The organism is Desulfobacter hydrogenophilus (assembly GCF_004319545.1).
GTDB lineage: Bacteria > Desulfobacterota > Desulfobacteria > Desulfobacterales > Desulfobacteraceae > Desulfobacter > Desulfobacter hydrogenophilus.
In genome coordinates this window covers 4,855,843-4,872,085 of sequence record NZ_CP036313.1, presented here as the reverse complement: position 1 = coordinate 4,872,085, position 16,243 = coordinate 4,855,843, and the positions used below count along the sequence as shown (strand labels likewise).

Sequence of the window (16,243 nt, the reverse complement as noted above, 5' to 3'; positions counted from 1 at the left end):
CCCCTGAGCTAAAGACTCAGGGGTTTCCTTGCCGCATTTTATGAAAATCAGATACAATTCACCTGTGGTCCTGACCTATGCCCTCTTGGCCCTTGTTTGTCTTGCCCTGCCTATCTCAAATTTTCTGGGGATAAGCCTGGCATCCCCTTCCCGGCCGGCGTTTTCTGATCCCGTATTTTATGCAAGACTTTTTACATATGTCCTGGCCCATGCCGGATGGACTCATTTCAAGGGTAACCTGATCATGATTCTTTTGTTAGGGCCGCTTCTGGAAGAAAAATACGGCTCATGGCTGCTTTTTGAAATGATGGTGATAACGGCTGCGGCAACCGCGTTGATCAGTGCGGTGGTTTTTCATACCTCCCTTGTGGGGGGCAGCGGTCTTGTGTTTATGATGATTCTACTCAGTTCCTTTTCAAATTTCAGAGATGGGGAAATTCCTTTGGCTTTTATTCTGGTGGCCGTGATTTATATTGGATCTGAATTGACCCAAGTTTTGAAGGTCGATCAGATTTCCCACTTTGGCCATCTGGCGGGAGGACTTTTTGGGGCGGGGTTTGGATTTTTAAGGGGTAAGAATAGATAATATTTAGCCGGGAAAATACCCATTTGACGCGTTGCAGAGTCTAAGAGCCTGTTTGGTACTTGATAAATCGGCTGCAATCCCATGAAAATGCCCCCAATTCCCCCAAATTTTATGTCAATAGTCCGGCTTTAAGGGTTCCTTTAAACAAAGGTACACAACCCAACACAGGAATTTACGCTTTGAGATGGCCCCGTGAGTATGAAACCGTAAGTTTCTGTTCAAATACTCCCGCTGGTCCAGTAAGGCCCATGATCGGAATAAAACCTTCCAAAATATGGTTTAAAATTTTCATTCGTATTCAAGGCGTGGTAATGGGAGCATATTGAAATATGTGCTCATTGTCACAACGAAGAAGACGGATGAAAAGGCAAACCATATGGGAGGGTTTATTTTGATTATGGGCCTAAGGCCGTTTGTTTTTCTGGAAAATTTTATTACAATCGAAATATTTGTAAACGACCTGATTGCCAAAAAGTTAAACCTTAACCGTGGTGATGTTCACAAAATGGTTTCTCAGCTACGTGAAGGTGTGGTAAAAAAACCTCAAATAATCCTTCAGGGGGAAGACGAGATATAATAAATGACCAACGACAGTTTGATAATAAAATGCACAGGATGCGGTGCCAAGAACCGGGTGCTTGAAGCCCGCATGGATGAGGGCCTTAAGTGCGGAAAATGCTTGCCCACCCTGCTGTTGGAGAAAAGCGGGCAGGTCATCGACCAGGTAGCCGGGGCCATGCCCAAAGACGCCATGGAAGAGCAGATTGCACGAATTATCTGATTTCCGGCCTGGTGAATCTCAGTCCAGGGAGTTCACCCACTGGCTTTTTAAACAATGGGGCATTGATTTTCACTGCCTCCGGGATGATTGCCACATCCAGGGCAGTCCGGAAAGGACCATTGAACGGGCCGTGATCCAGGATAAAAACGGATCGCTCTTTTTGTTGGAGAAATATACCCGGGACAAATTCGACCATCGCCATACCGTTGCCCGGGCCGTGGATTTCCTCAATCAAAACGGGCTGACTCAGGCCTTGGCCTGCAAACCGAACCAATCCGGACAAAGCCTGCCCTTTTACGAGGACAGCTGCTTTCAGGTTTCTGCCTTCCTGGACAGCACAGAACTCAAACGGCCCGATTACCTATCATCCGGGGAGATGGGCGCAAATTTTGCCGATTTTCTAATTCGGCTTCATAAAGCTTCCATGGGTATCCAATCCATTGTTCCCGGGACATTATTTTCCCTGCCGGATTATATTTCCGTTCTGATGGACCAGGTTAAAGACAACAATCCAGGGGTCCATGCCCATTATCTGCCCTTTGTCAAATTTCTTGAAATCCGGTTTATGCCCGAGCACGATACGATTCCGACCTCTTTCTGCCACGGGGACCTTCACCCGCTCAATGTGATCTGGAACGGAAACCGAATCAAAGCGGTAATTGACTGGGAGTTCTCCGGATTCAAGCCCGAAATTTTTGATGCCGCCAACCTGGTGGGCTGCGCTGGCATCGAAGACCCTGAAGGCCTGGGTATGCCCATGGTCATGACCTTTGTCAGGGAGTTAAAAAATGCCAACATCATTTCCCCAAAAGGCTGGAACTTGTTCCCGGAGTATATCTTGGCCCTGCGCTTTGCCTGGCTGTCTGAATGGCTCCGGAATAACGATACCGAGATGCTGGATCTGGAAGCCCGGTATATGGAAATCCTGATGACCCACATGGACGAGTTGAGAAGCATTTGGAACAAGGGGCCGACCGGCGGCCAGTAGCCGGCAACCCCCCGGTTAAGAAGAATAGCCCTTTTATGGACGAGATACATCGGAACGGTAAAACTATTTCAACTTTATGGTGCTGTAATAATTAGCAATCTATAGTTTTATCGTAAAATTATAGAAAAAATGCGTGGAAAAATTTGTAATGGAAAATATGGACTATAAAAATTATTCCATTGAAAGTTTTGTCAAATGAGATCATTCAAAACCATGTAACATTATTTCCAATAAGCCACTTTTTTAGGCACAATTACATGTCGCGGCTCGGAATAATTTAATCCGGGATCTATTTATACGTTAATAATATTTGAACTGACATTATCAATATAATAAGTAGTCAACGCCTTTATTCACAATGTTCTCGGCGACACATAATAGACATATGTGTCGCTCTGCGATAGCTCAATTCTTTGCATTTAACATTTAAAAATCTGCGGCTTGCCCGTCAGCATTTTGATCGTTGAAAATGTTGTTTTATCTTTCCAATTTATTTTATATCGTTCTTTTTGGTCTGGAAAAGTGGGAAATAGATACTAAATCAGGGCGTTTTTATAGGGTATTTATTATTATTTCAATCTGTTGGTGCGGCCCGACCTGAAATTAAGACCCGAAATCAACGATCAATATGGAAGATCTCGACAAACGCCTTATTGATTTCCCAGCAGAGTTGGCGATCTGCCGAGTTTTCAAACCGGCATAAAGTGGAACTACTGGCCAGATCCTTACTGCTGCCGATAGCAGTCTGGATAACTGTATCTTTACGCAGAGAACTATGGTCATTCAAATCTTCATACCCCAGGGCAAGTCCATAAATCCTTTGGCGAAGCATATCGCCAGCTTTATGGTCAATATTACCTTTACAACGAGAATCGTTGATCGAGATACGTTTTGTCAATCCGATCATTTTATCTGCTTGCTTCAAAAGCAGAACACCGGCATCTGAAGTAATTTCTCCGCCCTTAAAATTTGCTTGAATTTTACGCCCGTTACATCTTGTGAATTCTATGTGGTTCGTGGTACATTCAGTCATGGCAAAACTCTCTTTATAGTTGAGTGTAAGCAACTGAATTATAAACTATTTTAGAGGATTTTGCCTCTTTTTTATGAATTATTCGGGTTAGATGTTGTTAACATCGACCTTGAACATCATAAAACGGATGCAGTTATGACTACAGTCTTATTTAGTATATGGAAAAATATTATAAATATGAAATATATGCCGGAATTGAAAACAAATCCTAACGGTGAAGGATTTTTGTATAGATGATGTTTTATGCAGAAAAGAACAATTAAAATAAAATCCTTGACGCCCTTGCTTAGCTCGAAGGCCTCTGAACGCTCTACCTTTATCTGGATGAAATAGCATCACAATGACTATAGACACCATATTTTATACACAATTAGCGACCATTTTTTCTTTTTTAATCGCCTTGTTCTCATTATATAGGCTCTTGGTTAAACAAAAAGATGCAACAATTGAGTTGTTAAAAGAAAAGAACGATTTCCTTTCAAAACAAATCGAAATCGCACAAAACAACACCCCTGATAAACTTGCAAAAAGACTTTCAGAGCGAATCAATATTTTTCAAGATGAACTATCGAGATTGTCAGAAGATAAAGAATACACTCAAAAGACAATCAGTGAAAAAGAAGAGAAATTAGAACAGTTAGAAAACCAACTATCTGAAATTAAAGAAATCGCATCTGAGTATTTCTGTCCCCATTGTAAGTCACCAATAGAAAAAAGAGAATATTTTTCAGAAGTTCATGAATATGGTGACATAGATCATGAGTTTATAGAATTTGAATGTGGCTTTTCAATGGCAGACGACCGAGTAACAGGTGAATGTAAATATAAAAAATAACAGATAACAAATCTATAAGCTCAGACTTGCTTTGAGATCTGGTAGGTCATGAGGAGAGTATTGAATTACTACCGAAGGAGTTAAATTATTGAAAAAGTTTTTAGTTGGGGTTCTTGTGCTATTTGTTTCTGCGACTGGTATTTGTGATGAGCGTAAAATTCTTGATTATAGTAAAGTTTTATTTGTAGATGATTTTTTGTACGATAAGGCTTCAAAACAACCTTTAAATGGTACTTATTACATGTACTATGATTCAGGTGAATTAGAATCCATCGTGTCATATAAAAATGGCAGGCTTCATGGCCCTGCTGAACAGTATTTTCCATCGGGCTATTTAAAAGGTGAAGGAAAATATAAAGATGGGAAGACCGTAGGTGATTATAAATTTTATTTTGAGTCAGGTAAGTTACATTTTAATATGCCATATAAAAATGGCGTAAAACACGGCCTTCAAAAAGTATATCATAAAAATGGTAATTTGGAGCGCAGTTTTCAACTTGTAGATGGCAAGCTAAATGGCGCTTATAAAATATTTTATAAGTCAGGTCCTATTCACAAAGATATGACTTTTGAACAAGGCAAAGTAGTTTCGGGTTTTATTTTTTCAGAAGATGGTAAGACCAAGAGGAAAATGACAAAGGCCCATCTTCTAAAAATAAATGATGGTGGTGATATAGAATAGGCCATCAGAGATCTGATGATGATTGATAACAAGGTGAACAATCATGGTATTATGTGTCATCAAGCCGCCTTCCCAAAAAGGCGTTGACTTCATCTGCCAGTTCTTTGGATTTCGGCAAGCCCCCCCCCCCCTAATCTTAACTTTATACTAAAAGTTAAGATCAGGGGATTCTATTAGAGTGCATTTACGCACGAATCTGGACGGTACCCTTATCCAGAAGAAAAAGCTAAATCTAAACTTCATATGATTTTAAAAAGGCTGGGTCAGCAATGGCTCGGCTTTTTTTGTTTTGGCCAAAATAAAACCGGACCATCCATAATGGACAGTCCGGTTAAAAAGGAGAGAAGGTTATGTAAAGTTGGGTATTTTGTGCTCCTGGCAAATTGAGCACTCCCAACGGTAAATTCTTTGTACCATATGATTTTAACCCGAACATGACACCAAAATTATCAAACGGTAATCTCACCTAATTACCAAACAGGCTCTTAGATCAATTTTTCAGGCATGCATAAATGTCTTTGGCGGGGGTCGCTCCCTGGCGCAGGATTCTGGGCGGTGTGCAGGTTATATCAACAACCGTTGAACCGGCACCGCCTTTAACCGGACCTGCGTCCAGAACCAGGTCGACTTTTTCTATAATTTCGGGACATAGCATATCTGTTTTGGTGCATCCGGGCCGGCCGGACAGGTTGGCGCTGGTGCCGGTGACAGGAAAGTCAACACTGTTGACCAAAGCCTTGGCCACAGGGTGTCCGGGCAGGCGGATGCCCAGTTTTCTGCATCCCGCGGTAAGTTTGGGGTTAATACTGTCTGTCACATCAAAGATCAGGGTCAAGCCGCCGGGCCAGAATTGGTTCATGAGTATCCGGGCCTTGTCCGGAATCGTTTTAACAAGGCCGTCAAGCTGGTCCGTATTTTTTATCAGTACCAGAATCGGATTTTTGCGGGGGCGCTGTTTGAGCTGGAATACCTTTTCAACGGCATCGGCGGACAGGGCGTTGGCCGCCACCCCGTAAAGGCAGGCAGCCGGAAAAATAATCAGGCCGCCGGTTTTAAGAATGCCGGCGGCCTGGTTTATGATATCAGGATCCGGGTGGTCTTTGTCCACCCGGATGGTTTTATTTTGGACCATTTTTTGATTTTTTTTGAAGAAAGCCTAAAGCAGGATCAAGCAAAAGATGCCGCTTTTTGTTCCACCTTATCGGCCATTTCCTTTTTAAATGCAGCCAGTTTCTCCGCCACCATCGGATCAGAAACCCCGATGATCTGGGCCGCTGTGATGCCGGCATTCTGGGCCCCGGATTTACCAATGGCCATGGTGGAAACCGGAATGCCGGGGGGCATCTGCACCGTTGCCAGAAGCGCATCCATGCCTTGAAGGGCACTGGAGTCAATGGGAACACCCAAAACAGGCAGGGTGGTGTGGGCGGCAATGACACCGGCTAGATGTGCCGCATGCCCTGCGCCGCAAATGAGCACCTTGACCCCCTGTTCCCGGGCCTGGGTTGCCAGCTTCACGGCCTTGTCCGGGGTCCTGTGGGCAGAGGCCACAGTGACATAGTAGGGGATGTCGAATTTTTTGAGCATGACCAGGGCGCTTTTCATCACCGAAAAATCAGAGTCGGATCCCATAATCACACCCACCTGGGGCGGGATGGCCATGCGCTTTAATGCTTTGGCCCCAATATCCGTTCTTTTAAAGCAGTCTTTAAAATTGATTTTGTCACAGGCTTCATAGGCCGTATTAATGGCGTCTTCAACCGTATCACCCAGGGATGTCACCCCAAGCACCCGGCCTCCGGATGCCACTACTTTGTCGTTGTTCATGGCAGTGCCGGCATGGAATACCACAGTGTCTTTGACGCGGTTGGCTTGATCAATCCCTGTGATTTCATAGCCCTTCTCGTAAGGCCCCGGGTATCCCCCGGCAGCAATGACCACACACATGGCCGCTCGTGGATCGATATTAATTGTATGGTTGTGCAGGGTGCCGTTGCAGCAGGCTTCCATCAAAGGCACTATGTCGTTTTTCAGACGCATAAGTATGGGTTGGGTTTCAGGATCCCCAAGACGGGTGTTGAATTCCAACACCTTGATGTTGTCTTTGTCTACCATTAATCCGGCATAGAGTACCCCTTTAAAGGGCGTGCCTTCCTTGGCCATACCTTTCACCGCCGGGATCATCACCTCTTCCATGGCCTTTGTGCGCAGCAGGTGATCTAAAACAGGTGCCGGAGAGTATGCGCCCATGCCGCCGGTATTGGGACCTTTGTCATCATCAAATATGCGTTTGTGGTCTTGGGATTCAGGCAGAGCAAGCACCGTGTTGCCGTCTGTAAAGACAATAAAGGAGGCTTCTTCGCCTTTAAGACACTCTTCCACTACCACCACGGCGCCGGCATCACCGAATTTGTTGCCTTCCAGCATGTCGTCAATGGCGGTGTTTGCCTCTTCAAGGCTTGTACAGACAATGACTCCCTTGCCCGCAGCAAGCCCGTCCGCCTTGACAACGCAGGGTGCACCCAACGCTTTTGCATAAAGCTTGGCCCGCTCAGGATCGGTAAAGGCTTTGCCTGCCGCACACGGGATCGCGTACTTGAGCATATGATTTTTGGAAAAGACTTTTGAGCCTTCAAGCTGTGCTGCGGCGCCGGATGGACCGAACACGGCCAGTCCTTTTTGCTCAAAAATATCTGCAATGCCCGCTACCAGAGGCCCTTCGGGACCCACAACAGTCAAATCAATTTGGTTTTTTTCCGCAAAAGTTACCAGGGCGTCAATATCTTCAGCACTGATATTTACATTTTCGGCCAGGGTGGCGGTGCCGGCATTTCCCGGGGCACAGTATATTTTATCTACAAGCGGGCTTTTGGCGATTTTCCAAACCAGGGTATGCTCCCGGCCGCCGCTGCCGACTACAAGAATTTTCATCGGGCTCTCCTTAAATTCGTTCTTTTATTTTCTTCTATGGCAAGTTCAATGAGTTTGTCCATGAGGACGCCAAATTCATAGCCCGCCTTGGCTGCGGACTGGGGGTAAAGACTGGTGGCTGTCATGCCGGGGATGGTGTTGGTTTCAAGGACATGCAGTTCACCGTCCAAAAGCAGCATGTCTGTTCTGGAATAGCCTTTAAGGAATAGGGCCCTGTGGGCTTCAATAGCTAATTTTTGTACCTTCCTTGTGGTGTGTTCATCAATGCGCGCCGGGCATATTTCATTGGTTGCTCCTGCCACGTATTTGGCATGGTAATCAAAAAATTCATGGCCGTCACCAGGGACTATTTCAATGACAGGCAGGGCCTCAAGGTCCTGGTTGCCCAAAACCCCGCAGGTCAGTTCCGTGCCCTTGATATATTGCTCAAGGATCAAGGTGTCATCGTTTTGAAACCCTTTGTCAATGGCTTGTGACAGATCGTTTTTATCCGATACAATGCTCATGCCCACCGAAGAACCGGCGCAGACCGGTTTGACCACAAGGGGAAGTCCAAGGGCCTTTAACCTGTCAGGATCCGGGACCGGCGCGTGGGTGCAAATGGATAAATAGTCGGGTGTTGGGATACCGGCTTGGCGGTAAAGTCTTTTGGCAATCAGTTTGTTCATGGCAACGGCTGATCCCAAAACACCTGCCCCCTGATAAGGAATGTTTAAAAGATCTAAAAGTCCTTGAACCGTACCATCTTCCCCAAAGGGTCCATGGAGAATAATCAGGGCCGCATCAATATCCGGTGCATCTGTTACAAGTTTTGCCAGATCAAATTTGGGATCATACCGTTTAATATCGTATTTTTTTTTATCAAGGGCCTCAAACACCTGATTTCCACTGTTTAAAGAGACTTCCCGCTCTGTGGATACCCCGCCTGACAACAGCGCCAACCTGATTTTTTTCATACATCTTTCCTTTGGTATTGATTGGACGATCAGCCCTGGATGATGTTCTGACGGGCTTTTTCGAATTCTTCTTTGGAGATCAGGTCCTTTTCATACAGCCCGTTAAGTTCCAGCATTTTTCGTTCCGCCCTGTCACCCGCACTTTCGATGAGTCGGGCATCTGAATAGGGGGAAAGGCTGGTGTGGCTCGGCAGCAAGGGCTGCTCTTTGGCTTTAATTTCAAATGACGCAAGGCCGCCAAGTAGTCGTATCTCAACAGCCCTGTCTTGAAATTCCGGGGTGCCCAGCACCTCGCTTAGAGAAGAAGAGGTATTTCTCATTCTAACGTAAATGAACCAGGCAATGGCGAGCACCAGGATGGCAATACCGGCCATGATCCATGGAAGATAGTGGTAAACGCCCTTGAACAGCACCACGGTAAGGCCGATGCCGGCCAGAAGAAAAACGTGGAGCAGCAGTATAAAATAGGCAACAAAAATATTTTTAAATAATCCGTCTTTATCTTTTTTGCGTATACTCATTTGATTTTTCTCAATAATGAAGTTCTGTATTGGTCCCGGGCCAGGGTACTAACGGGTCCGGTTGAACGGACCGCATCAAGCTTGGCCATCAGGTAATTTAGTTTTCTGTGCAGCTTTGCCTGATCCGCAGATGCCTGTTCGGCCTGGTCCATAAGTTCCCGTACATGGGTCATCTGCTTTCTGATTTCAACTTCAGGGGGCAGAAACCCTGAGTTTTTCAGGATCTTATGGGCCATGCGAAGCTCATCGGGGACATGGCTGTCCTCAAATACTAAAGGTTTGCCCTGGCCCTCAAGTTTGTCAAACCGGCCCTGTTTCTGGGCAGCTTTTATACGTTCTTCAACTATGGATTCAAATCCGGGAATCATAACAGATGACCATAATACCTTAATGGACGCCTCCGATGGATTGGTTGCTGCGTAATGCAGGCCTTGCACAAATCTGCATCAAGACACCAATTCTATTAAACCAGGCTGTGTTTTGCAAGCTATTTTCTTGACACCTAAAGGGCAATACTGTATCACCACTATGCGAATTATTGAGCTTATTATTAATATAGATATGATACCTATGAGCAAGCCAAAAAATATATCAAAGATTAGAAACATCGGGATTATGGCCCACATTGATGCGGGCAAGACCACAGTGACGGAGCGCATTCTTTATTACACGGGAAGGTCCCATAAGATAGGCGAAGTCCATGACGGCGAGGCCACCATGGACTGGATGCAGGATGAGCAGGACCGGGGGATTACCATTACTTCGGCCGTGACCTATTGCCAGTGGAAAGGGGCCAGCATTCAGATTATAGATACCCCGGGCCATGTTGATTTCACCGTGGAGGTGGAACGGGCTTTGCGGGTTCTGGACGGCGCCATTGGTGTGTTTTGCGCCGTGGGCGGGGTGGAACCCCAGTCTGAAACTGTCTGGCGCCAGGCAGACCGGTACAAGGTCCCGAGAATGGCCTTTATCAATAAAATGGATCGCACCGGCGCTGATTTTTTTGCCGCCTGTGATTCCATCAAGGAGAAGCTGTCTGCCAATCCTGTGATAATCCAGGTGCCCATCGGGGCCGAGGACCGTTTCCAGGGCGTTATTGATCTTTTGACCATGGAGCAGATTGCCTGGAATGATGAGAGCCTGGGTGCTGAATACACCGCCGGGCCCATTGAAGATGAGTTCCGGGAACTGGCCGAAGAATATCGGGATAAACTGCTTGAAGCGGTGTCTGAACTTGATGATGCCATCATGGAAAAATACCTGGGTGAAGAAGAGATCTCAGTGGATGAGCTTCGAGCCGCCATTCGGGCCGCCACCATTCGCCGGGACATGGTGCCTGTGCTTTGCGGATCTGCCCTAAGAAATAAAGGGGTCCAGCCGCTTTTAGACGCCATTGACTATTACCTGCCAAGCCCCAAGGACGTTCCCCCGGTCAAAGGTGAGCACCCTGAAACCAATGAGATCCTTGAATTCAAGCCGGAAAAAAACGGCCCTCTGGCGGCCCTTATCTTCAAGGTCTCCATGATTGAGGGCCGCAAACTCTCTTTTGCCCGGATCTATTCAGGAAAGATTGCTTCGGGTGGGGATGTGTTTAACCCTACCCTGAACCGCAAGGAAAAATTGTCCAGAATTTTAAGAATGCACGCCAACAAGCGCGAGCGATTGGATGAGGCCTCCGCCGGCGACATTATCGGTATTGTGGGACTTAAAGACTCCGGTACCGGAGATACCCTTTGTAATCCGGACCATCCCGTGTTTCTGGAAAAAATGGAATATGCACTGCCGGTTATCTCCATTGCCATTGAGCCCAAAACCCATGCAGATCAGGAAAAGCTTGATGATGTGCTGGCAAAATTTATGATTGAGGACCCCACCCTTAAAGTGAGCAAGGATGAGGAGACCGGCCAGACCATTTTGTCGGGCATGGGTGAGCTTCACCTTGAAATTATTATTTCAAGGATGGTCAAAGAGTTCAACACCAGTGTGAATGTGGGCAAACCCCAGGTGGTTTACCGGGAAATCGTTACAGCACCTGCAACCGGTCAGGCCGTATTTGAGCGGGAGATTCAAGGTAAATCCCACTATGCAAACGTTACGGTGGGACTTAATCCTCTGGGCCGGGGTCAGGGGGTTGCCTTTAAGTCTCTTGTACCCGAAGAAAAAATTGCACCCCAGTATATTCCGAATATTGAGACCGGAATCAGGGAGAGTCTGGATGGCGGGTTCCTTAAAGGGTACCCCATCGTGGATGTTGAAATAGTGCTGGCTGACGGATTCAGCGAGGAAGGAAAGACTTCGGAGCTGGGTTTTGGGGTCTGTGCGGCCATGGCCGTAAAAGAGGCGCTAAAAAATGCCAAAATGGCCCTGCTTGAACCCATTATGGATGTGGAAGTGTTTGTACCGGATGCCAATATGGGAGACGCCATTGCAGATCTCAATGCCAGGGGGGGCAGGGTGGAATCCATAAACTCGAAATCCAACATCCAGGTCATTAAAGCCGTGGTTCCTCTGTCAAGAATGTTTGGCTACTCCACAGCCCTCCGTTCGGCCACCCAGGGCCGGGGCACCTTTACCATGCAGTTTAAAAGTTTTGATACCGTGTGATACAATTTATTAGGAATACGTTCGAGCTAATTTAACCTGGGAGAGCGCGGGCGAGACGCCCGCACCCCAGATATAGCAAAATGGGTAAGTTCTTTAAAACCCGTTCCTTAGGTTAGGCTGCTTTAGCGTTTACACGACATTGTTATATACCTCTTTGTTGCACAGGCATCTGCAATGCCGTGTTGGTTTTGTGAGTTGCTTGTTGTTTCAAGTCTATCCGCCTATTAAAGGGCGCTCCCGGTCAATTTTGAAATACACAAGAAACTGATCTTCGCTTGGGTCTGTATCGCGTTTTCTACGTTTGAGAGATTCAATCAGCGGTGAATTTTTCTTTTCTCTGACTTTGGTCATATACAGTCGTTTACCCTGGTATTCAGGCGACTGTTCTGTAAAAAGATAAACCGCTGACGGATTGGATTCAAGATTTTTATGGGACAGTCTGTCGCGCATAATAAATGCCACTTCGTCATCAAGAAAATGGGGCCGTGAGTAGATGGCAGCGTTAACCTGTCCACGGTCGTTGGCGGTGGACAATATACCTGTTCCGGCAGTGGATTCAAAATAATCTTTCAATGACATGTTCAAAATCTCCATATGTAGTTTTTATTAAAAGTGATGAACGGATCGTGTGGAGGCTGTCAGGTATGTTTTAGTCGCCTACCCCGATGACTGTATCCCAAAAATCAGGGCGGCAATTTTACCGCCCTGAAGTTTAGATATGAAGTGCGCTACCCGGCTACATCAATTCCAGGATCGCATCCTAAATGTTTGTCGGGGTTCTCGCATTCAAAGTTGTGGTGGCGGGTATCTACATGACCTTCGTTTTTATCCTGATCGTTTTCAACGTAATCTTCAACTTTTTTTTCAGTCATTTTATCACCTCATTTATGATTGTAATCTTTTTTTGTTTAAAAGACTATGTCTTGTCTTTAGTCAATATTATAAGTCCCCACTTACTTTTTTCAAGGTTTAGAAAATATTTTTATTCAAAACCGGGAAAAAGACTTGCTGATAACCGATGTTGTGATGCCGTCAATTAACGGACGTGAGCTGGCCAAACAATTTTTAAAGTAGCCCAAACATAAAATGCCTGTATATGTAAGGATATACGAGTCATGTAATTGCCCATAGGGGGCTTATTGGGCGAAGGTTTGAATTTCACAAATAAACCATTCTCAAGAATAGATATAGTTATGAAATATAAGAGAGATACTCGATAAAAAATAATTAAACTGAAGGTAAGTTATATGGGATTGGCCTAATGCGCACTTTTTTTGCCCGTTCTTTTTAGGTTTTCCAGTTCTTTTTCGACCTTTTCCCGCATCTTTTCGTCATCCAGGGTGTCAAGGGCACGCTCAAGCTGGCGGGCCGCATTTCGTTCGTCATGAATCCGGGCATAATACACCCCGAGATAGTAGTTGGACAGGGCCTGTTTTGATTGTCTGGACATGATTTCGGCCATGTGGTAGTTGGCTTCTTCAAATCCGGGTTTGCTGTTGCCAAGGACATGTTCAAGTCCCCTTTGGGCTGCCGGCAGATTGCCGGTTTGGATCTGGGCAACAGAGCGATTGAGGATGGCCCAATCCCCCAGCAGTGGATCATCTGCCATACTGTCCAGAATCGTTATGGCACGAGTGTATTCAGTGTTGCGGATGTACAGCCGACCTAATTCCAAAAGGATCATGGGCTCAAACGGATCTTTTGCCAGGGCTTTATTGAGTTGTTCAATTCCTTCATTCATTCGTGTGTCCCGGCCGTATAAAAGGCCTAAACCATAGTGAAAGGCCACATTGTCAGGATCGTTTTGCAGGGCAATTTCTATTTTTGGGATGTACGTGTCCGTGTCTCCGTAAAGTCCGATCACCCGGTATTTAACCATATTATAGTCAAAATTTTTTGGTGGTAGGGGGCTGTTAACAGGTGGTTTGTAATCTGCAAGAATGCCGGATAAATGGGATACCCTGGTTGCTGTGCCCGGGTGGGTTTTAAAGTAATCGGGAATATTTTCAATTCCTTGGTAATCGGTCTGCCTGATTTTCAGCAGGCTGTCCAGTATTCCTTTTGGCGAATATCCTGTTTTCTCAAGAAAAAGAACGGCCTTTTGATCTGCCTCGGTTTCATTTTCCCGGGTATAAGTCAGCATGGCCGACTGTCCGGCAGCCATGGAGCCAATGGTCAGGGCCTGGCCCGCTTCTGAACTGCCGGCTGCGGCACCCACCAGGATTCCGGCCAGCATCCCGGCCAAGCTGCCTGTCGCCACTATTTTGGATCGGTCAATGGACTGGGACACATGCCTGCCCACGGCATGGCCGATTTCATGGGCCAGAATGCCTGCAAGTTCGTCCATATTATCCAGAGATGCAATTAATCCCCGATGCACAAAAATATTGGCAGCCGGCGTGGCAAAGGCATTAAAGGAATCGTCATTGATCATGAAAAAATCAAAATGGAAAGGCTGGGGCGGCAATGGTTTGACAATGGCGTTACCCACAATATCGATCATCTTCTGGGCGACGGGATCATGAAGAATTACGCCTTTGTTTTTCAGCTGTTGTAAATATTCTTTGCCAAGCTTGAGTTCATCGGGAATGGAGATGGCAAAGGTGCTGCCAGGGAATAATAGTACAATGCATATAATGAGGCTTATAGCCTGTTTAAATCGTCTCATATTTACTCATAACGCTTTTGGGGACGGTTTTGTCAGAGGCCGGATGCATCAATAAATTCAGAATCCTCCATGGCTATTTCAATGCGGAAGATATAGTTATCGATTCTAAAGGAGAGTCGGCGGTTTTCCGTGTACGTATCGTTAATGGACAAGGAGATGGCCGAACTTATGGTCAATGCCTTGGGCTGGCCGTAACTGGCATTCAGGTCGTATTTTTCTTCCACGGATTTTATTAGCTGCCCCATGAGCTGGTTTGTGATTTCCCCAATGGTATCTGCCACTTCAGGGTCGGAAATAGAGAGGGCCAGTTCATCTTCGGGCATGCCCATGTTGATCATGTATTGCCTGTAAATCTCAAAGGCCGCCTCATCACTGAAATTGAAAATCACAAGGCCCATATAGTCTCCGTAGAACTGAACAAAGCAGGTCAGGTCCGGCATCATGGACACCCTGGTTATTTTTTGGATGGTGTTGGCGTAATTTATTTCTTTGCCTGTGCTGTTTGCAAGCATTTTCTGGGTGGTGTTCAGGAAAATTTTGGCAATGCTGTCAATGGACTGATTGTTTGAGATTTCCATTGTGGTTCCTTCCTGTATCGCGTCGGGTTATCCGGTTGGGTGATGTTTTGACAATTTTAAAATTATGGACAAAATAGATTGAAAAGTCAAATTTTTATCGTTCACCTCGTTTATAAGCCGCACCTAACCAGGCCGGGGCGTTGAGCCGTCTTGGGTCTCTAAAGGAGATGGCCAGAAGGATGACCAGTGTGGATAGGTAGGGCAGCATGGCAAGAAAATTTGGGGAAATTCCCAGGGGCTGGAGCAGATATTGGAGTACAAAAATGCCGCCAAAGATAAATGAGGCAAAAATGGCCCGACCCGGATTCCACAGGGCAAATATGGTCAGGGCAATGGCAATCCACCCCCGACCGGCAGTCATACCTTCCACCCAGGAAGATGAGTAGGAAATGGACAGATGGGCACCGGCAAGGGCGGAGAACACACCCCCCATCAGAACGCAGGCATATCGAATCAAGGAGACGTTAATTCCCTGGGTTTCCGTGGCCTTGGGGTTTTCTCCGGTGGATCTGATCTGAATGCCCATGCGGGTACGCTCCAGGAAAAACCAAGCGGCGATGGCCAAAACAATGGCCAGGTAAAGAAAGGGACTCTGGTAGAAAAGGGCTTTGCCGATCCAGGGCAGATCCGATAGCAAGGGGATGGCCAGATCATCCATTTTAATAGCCAGGGGCCTTCCCACATAAGGTTTCCCCATCATCCCGGACAATCCTAAACCCAGCATGGTTAACGCAAGACCTGAAACCACCTGATTGGCCTGCAGCGTGACCGACGTAAAGGCATGAATCAGGGAGACGGCAAAGCCTGCTGCCATGGCAGCCAGTACACCAAGCCAGGGATGCCCAGTAGTCATGGTAACAATAAAGGCAGTGACGGCACCGACGGCCATGACGCCTTCTACGCCAAGGTTAAGGATGCCGGCCCTTTCGCAGATGATTTCGCCGGTTGTGGCCAAAAGCAGTGGAGTGCCTGCCACCATGGTTCTTTGAATTGTTGAGATGATAATTTCTTCCATGATGTTTTATCTGTAAGTCCAAATAAATTTTTAAATTATCGCCCTTCGGGCGGGATGATATTTGA

18 protein-coding genes are annotated in these 16,243 nt (G+C 46.2%); 7 read left to right on the top strand and 11 right to left on the bottom strand.

Going from position 1 to position 16,243, the window contains the following annotated elements:
• Positions 1 to 40: 40 nt before the first annotated feature.
• The 4 genes from EYB58_RS21670 to EYB58_RS21655 all read left to right on the top strand — a co-directional run bounded on the left by EYB58_RS21670 (position 41) and on the right by EYB58_RS21655 (position 2,355).
• Positions 41 to 586 (top strand): rhomboid family intramembrane serine protease, encoded by a 546-nt coding sequence (locus EYB58_RS21670; protein WP_111959296.1) that lies wholly within the window; start codon positions 41 to 43, stop codon positions 584 to 586.
• A gap of 322 nt (positions 587 to 908) precedes the next feature.
• Complete coding sequence (locus tag EYB58_RS21665; protein ID WP_111959277.1) at positions 909 to 1,163, top strand: hypothetical protein; 255 nt, start codon at positions 909 to 911, stop codon at positions 1,161 to 1,163.
• A gap of 3 nt (positions 1,164 to 1,166) precedes the next feature.
• Positions 1,167 to 1,367, top strand: coding sequence for a hypothetical protein (locus tag EYB58_RS21660; RefSeq protein WP_111959275.1), 201 nt, complete (start codon positions 1,167 to 1,169; stop codon positions 1,365 to 1,367).
• On the top strand, positions 1,351 to 2,355 hold the full coding sequence (locus EYB58_RS21655; protein WP_111959273.1) for a phosphotransferase: 1,005 nt from the start codon (positions 1,351 to 1,353) through the stop codon (positions 2,353 to 2,355). Before EYB58_RS21660 ends, EYB58_RS21655 begins: the two co-directional genes overlap by 17 nt.
• A 616-nt stretch (positions 2,356 to 2,971) precedes the next feature.
• Here EYB58_RS21655 and EYB58_RS21650 read toward each other — a convergent pair.
• On the bottom strand, positions 2,972 to 3,388 hold the full coding sequence (locus EYB58_RS21650; RefSeq protein ID WP_111959271.1) for a transposase: 417 nt from the start codon (positions 3,386 to 3,388) through the stop codon (positions 2,972 to 2,974).
• A gap of 340 nt (positions 3,389 to 3,728) precedes the next feature.
• On the opposite strand from EYB58_RS21650, the gene EYB58_RS21645 reads away from it, so the two are divergent.
• The gene (locus EYB58_RS21645) at positions 3,729 to 4,223 is read left to right on the top strand and encodes a hypothetical protein (RefSeq protein WP_111959269.1); all 495 of its coding nucleotides are present in this window, start codon (positions 3,729 to 3,731) and stop codon (positions 4,221 to 4,223) included.
• Between the two features lie 88 nt (positions 4,224 to 4,311).
• Positions 4,312 to 4,905 carry a toxin-antitoxin system YwqK family antitoxin gene (locus EYB58_RS21640; RefSeq protein WP_111959267.1) on the top strand — a complete coding sequence of 198 codons (594 nt, stop codon included), beginning with the start codon at positions 4,312 to 4,314 and terminating at the stop codon, positions 4,903 to 4,905.
• 490 nt (positions 4,906 to 5,395) lie between these two features.
• Here the strand turns inward: EYB58_RS21640 and EYB58_RS21635 are convergent, their stop codons facing one another.
• The 5 genes from EYB58_RS21635 to EYB58_RS21615 are packed head-to-tail and all read right to left on the bottom strand — an operon-like array spanning position 5,396 to position 9,681.
• Positions 5,396 to 6,037: an L-threonylcarbamoyladenylate synthase gene (locus EYB58_RS21635; protein WP_111959265.1), complete on the bottom strand. Its 642-nt coding sequence runs from the start codon at positions 6,035 to 6,037 to the stop codon at positions 5,396 to 5,398.
• Between the two features lie 35 nt (positions 6,038 to 6,072).
• Positions 6,073 to 7,836: a phosphoribosylamine--glycine ligase gene (purD, locus tag EYB58_RS21630; RefSeq protein ID WP_111959263.1), complete on the bottom strand. Its 1,764-nt coding sequence runs from the start codon at positions 7,834 to 7,836 to the stop codon at positions 6,073 to 6,075.
• Complete coding sequence (locus tag EYB58_RS21625) at positions 7,833 to 8,792, bottom strand: D-alanine--D-alanine ligase family protein (RefSeq protein ID WP_111959261.1); 960 nt, start codon at positions 8,790 to 8,792, stop codon at positions 7,833 to 7,835. The genes purD and EYB58_RS21625 overlap by 4 nt, the downstream gene beginning before the upstream one ends.
• A 29-nt stretch (positions 8,793 to 8,821) precedes the next feature.
• Positions 8,822 to 9,313, bottom strand: a complete 492-nt coding sequence (locus EYB58_RS21620) for an SHOCT domain-containing protein (protein ID WP_111959259.1) — start codon at positions 9,311 to 9,313, stop codon at positions 8,822 to 8,824.
• Positions 9,310 to 9,681: a DnaJ family domain-containing protein gene (locus EYB58_RS21615; protein WP_111959257.1), complete on the bottom strand. Its 372-nt coding sequence runs from the start codon at positions 9,679 to 9,681 to the stop codon at positions 9,310 to 9,312. The genes EYB58_RS21620 and EYB58_RS21615 overlap by 4 nt, the downstream gene beginning before the upstream one ends.
• Positions 9,682 to 9,883: 202 nt before the next feature.
• On the opposite strand from EYB58_RS21615, the gene fusA reads away from it, so the two are divergent.
• Positions 9,884 to 11,917: an elongation factor G gene (fusA, locus tag EYB58_RS21610; protein ID WP_111959294.1), complete on the top strand. Its 2,034-nt coding sequence runs from the start codon at positions 9,884 to 9,886 to the stop codon at positions 11,915 to 11,917.
• A gap of 213 nt (positions 11,918 to 12,130) precedes the next feature.
• Here fusA and EYB58_RS21605 read toward each other — a convergent pair whose 3' ends face one another.
• From EYB58_RS21605 to EYB58_RS21590, 5 genes are all read right to left on the bottom strand, one after another.
• Complete coding sequence (locus tag EYB58_RS21605) at positions 12,131 to 12,496, bottom strand: pyridoxamine 5'-phosphate oxidase family protein (RefSeq protein ID WP_111959255.1); 366 nt, start codon at positions 12,494 to 12,496, stop codon at positions 12,131 to 12,133.
• 149 nt (positions 12,497 to 12,645) lie between these two features.
• Positions 12,646 to 12,789, bottom strand: a complete 144-nt coding sequence (locus EYB58_RS23405; protein ID WP_165477791.1) for a hypothetical protein — start codon at positions 12,787 to 12,789, stop codon at positions 12,646 to 12,648.
• Positions 12,790 to 13,175: 386 nt separating this feature from the next.
• Positions 13,176 to 14,585, bottom strand: coding sequence for a M48 family metallopeptidase (locus tag EYB58_RS21600; RefSeq protein ID WP_111959253.1), 1,410 nt, complete (start codon positions 14,583 to 14,585; stop codon positions 13,176 to 13,178).
• A 32-nt stretch (positions 14,586 to 14,617) separates the two neighbouring features.
• Positions 14,618 to 15,163: a DUF3334 family protein gene (locus EYB58_RS21595; protein ID WP_111959251.1), complete on the bottom strand. Its 546-nt coding sequence runs from the start codon at positions 15,161 to 15,163 to the stop codon at positions 14,618 to 14,620.
• A gap of 94 nt (positions 15,164 to 15,257) precedes the next feature.
• Entirely contained in the window at positions 15,258 to 16,178 is a 921-nt protein-coding gene (locus EYB58_RS21590) for an ABC transporter permease (RefSeq protein ID WP_111959249.1), read from the bottom strand.
• Positions 16,179 to 16,243: the final 65 nt, after the last annotated feature.

Bases quoted from the DNA above. Each gene is read 5' to 3' on its own strand.
- purD (WP_111959263.1), bottom strand. From the start codon at position 7,836: ATGAAAATTCTTGTAGTCGGCAGCGGCGGCCGGGAGCATACCCTGGTT.
- EYB58_RS21590 (WP_111959249.1), bottom strand. From the start codon at position 16,178: ATGGAAGAAATTATCATCTCAACAATTCAAAGAACCATGGTGGCAGGC.
- EYB58_RS21625 (WP_111959261.1), bottom strand. From the start codon at position 8,792: ATGAAAAAAATCAGGTTGGCGCTGTTGTCAGGCGGGGTATCCACAGAG.
- EYB58_RS23405 (WP_165477791.1), bottom strand. From the start codon at position 12,789: ATGACTGAAAAAAAAGTTGAAGATTACGTTGAAAACGATCAGGATAAA.
- EYB58_RS21595 (WP_111959251.1), bottom strand. From the start codon at position 15,163: ATGGAAATCTCAAACAATCAGTCCATTGACAGCATTGCCAAAATTTTC.
- EYB58_RS21670 (WP_111959296.1), top strand. From the start codon at position 41: ATGAAAATCAGATACAATTCACCTGTGGTCCTGACCTATGCCCTCTTG.
- fusA (WP_111959294.1), top strand. From the start codon at position 9,884: ATGAGCAAGCCAAAAAATATATCAAAGATTAGAAACATCGGGATTATG.
- EYB58_RS21645 (WP_111959269.1), top strand. From the start codon at position 3,729: ATGACTATAGACACCATATTTTATACACAATTAGCGACCATTTTTTCT.
- EYB58_RS21615 (WP_111959257.1), bottom strand. From the start codon at position 9,681: ATGATTCCCGGATTTGAATCCATAGTTGAAGAACGTATAAAAGCTGCC.
- EYB58_RS21600 (WP_111959253.1), bottom strand. From the start codon at position 14,585: ATGAGACGATTTAAACAGGCTATAAGCCTCATTATATGCATTGTACTA.
- EYB58_RS21605 (WP_111959255.1), bottom strand. From the start codon at position 12,496: ATGTCATTGAAAGATTATTTTGAATCCACTGCCGGAACAGGTATATTG.
- EYB58_RS21650 (WP_111959271.1), bottom strand. From the start codon at position 3,388: ATGACTGAATGTACCACGAACCACATAGAATTCACAAGATGTAACGGG.
- EYB58_RS21620 (WP_111959259.1), bottom strand. From the start codon at position 9,313: ATGAGTATACGCAAAAAAGATAAAGACGGATTATTTAAAAATATTTTT.
- EYB58_RS21635 (WP_111959265.1), bottom strand. From the start codon at position 6,037: ATGGTCCAAAATAAAACCATCCGGGTGGACAAAGACCACCCGGATCCT.
- EYB58_RS21660 (WP_111959275.1), top strand. From the start codon at position 1,167: ATGACCAACGACAGTTTGATAATAAAATGCACAGGATGCGGTGCCAAG.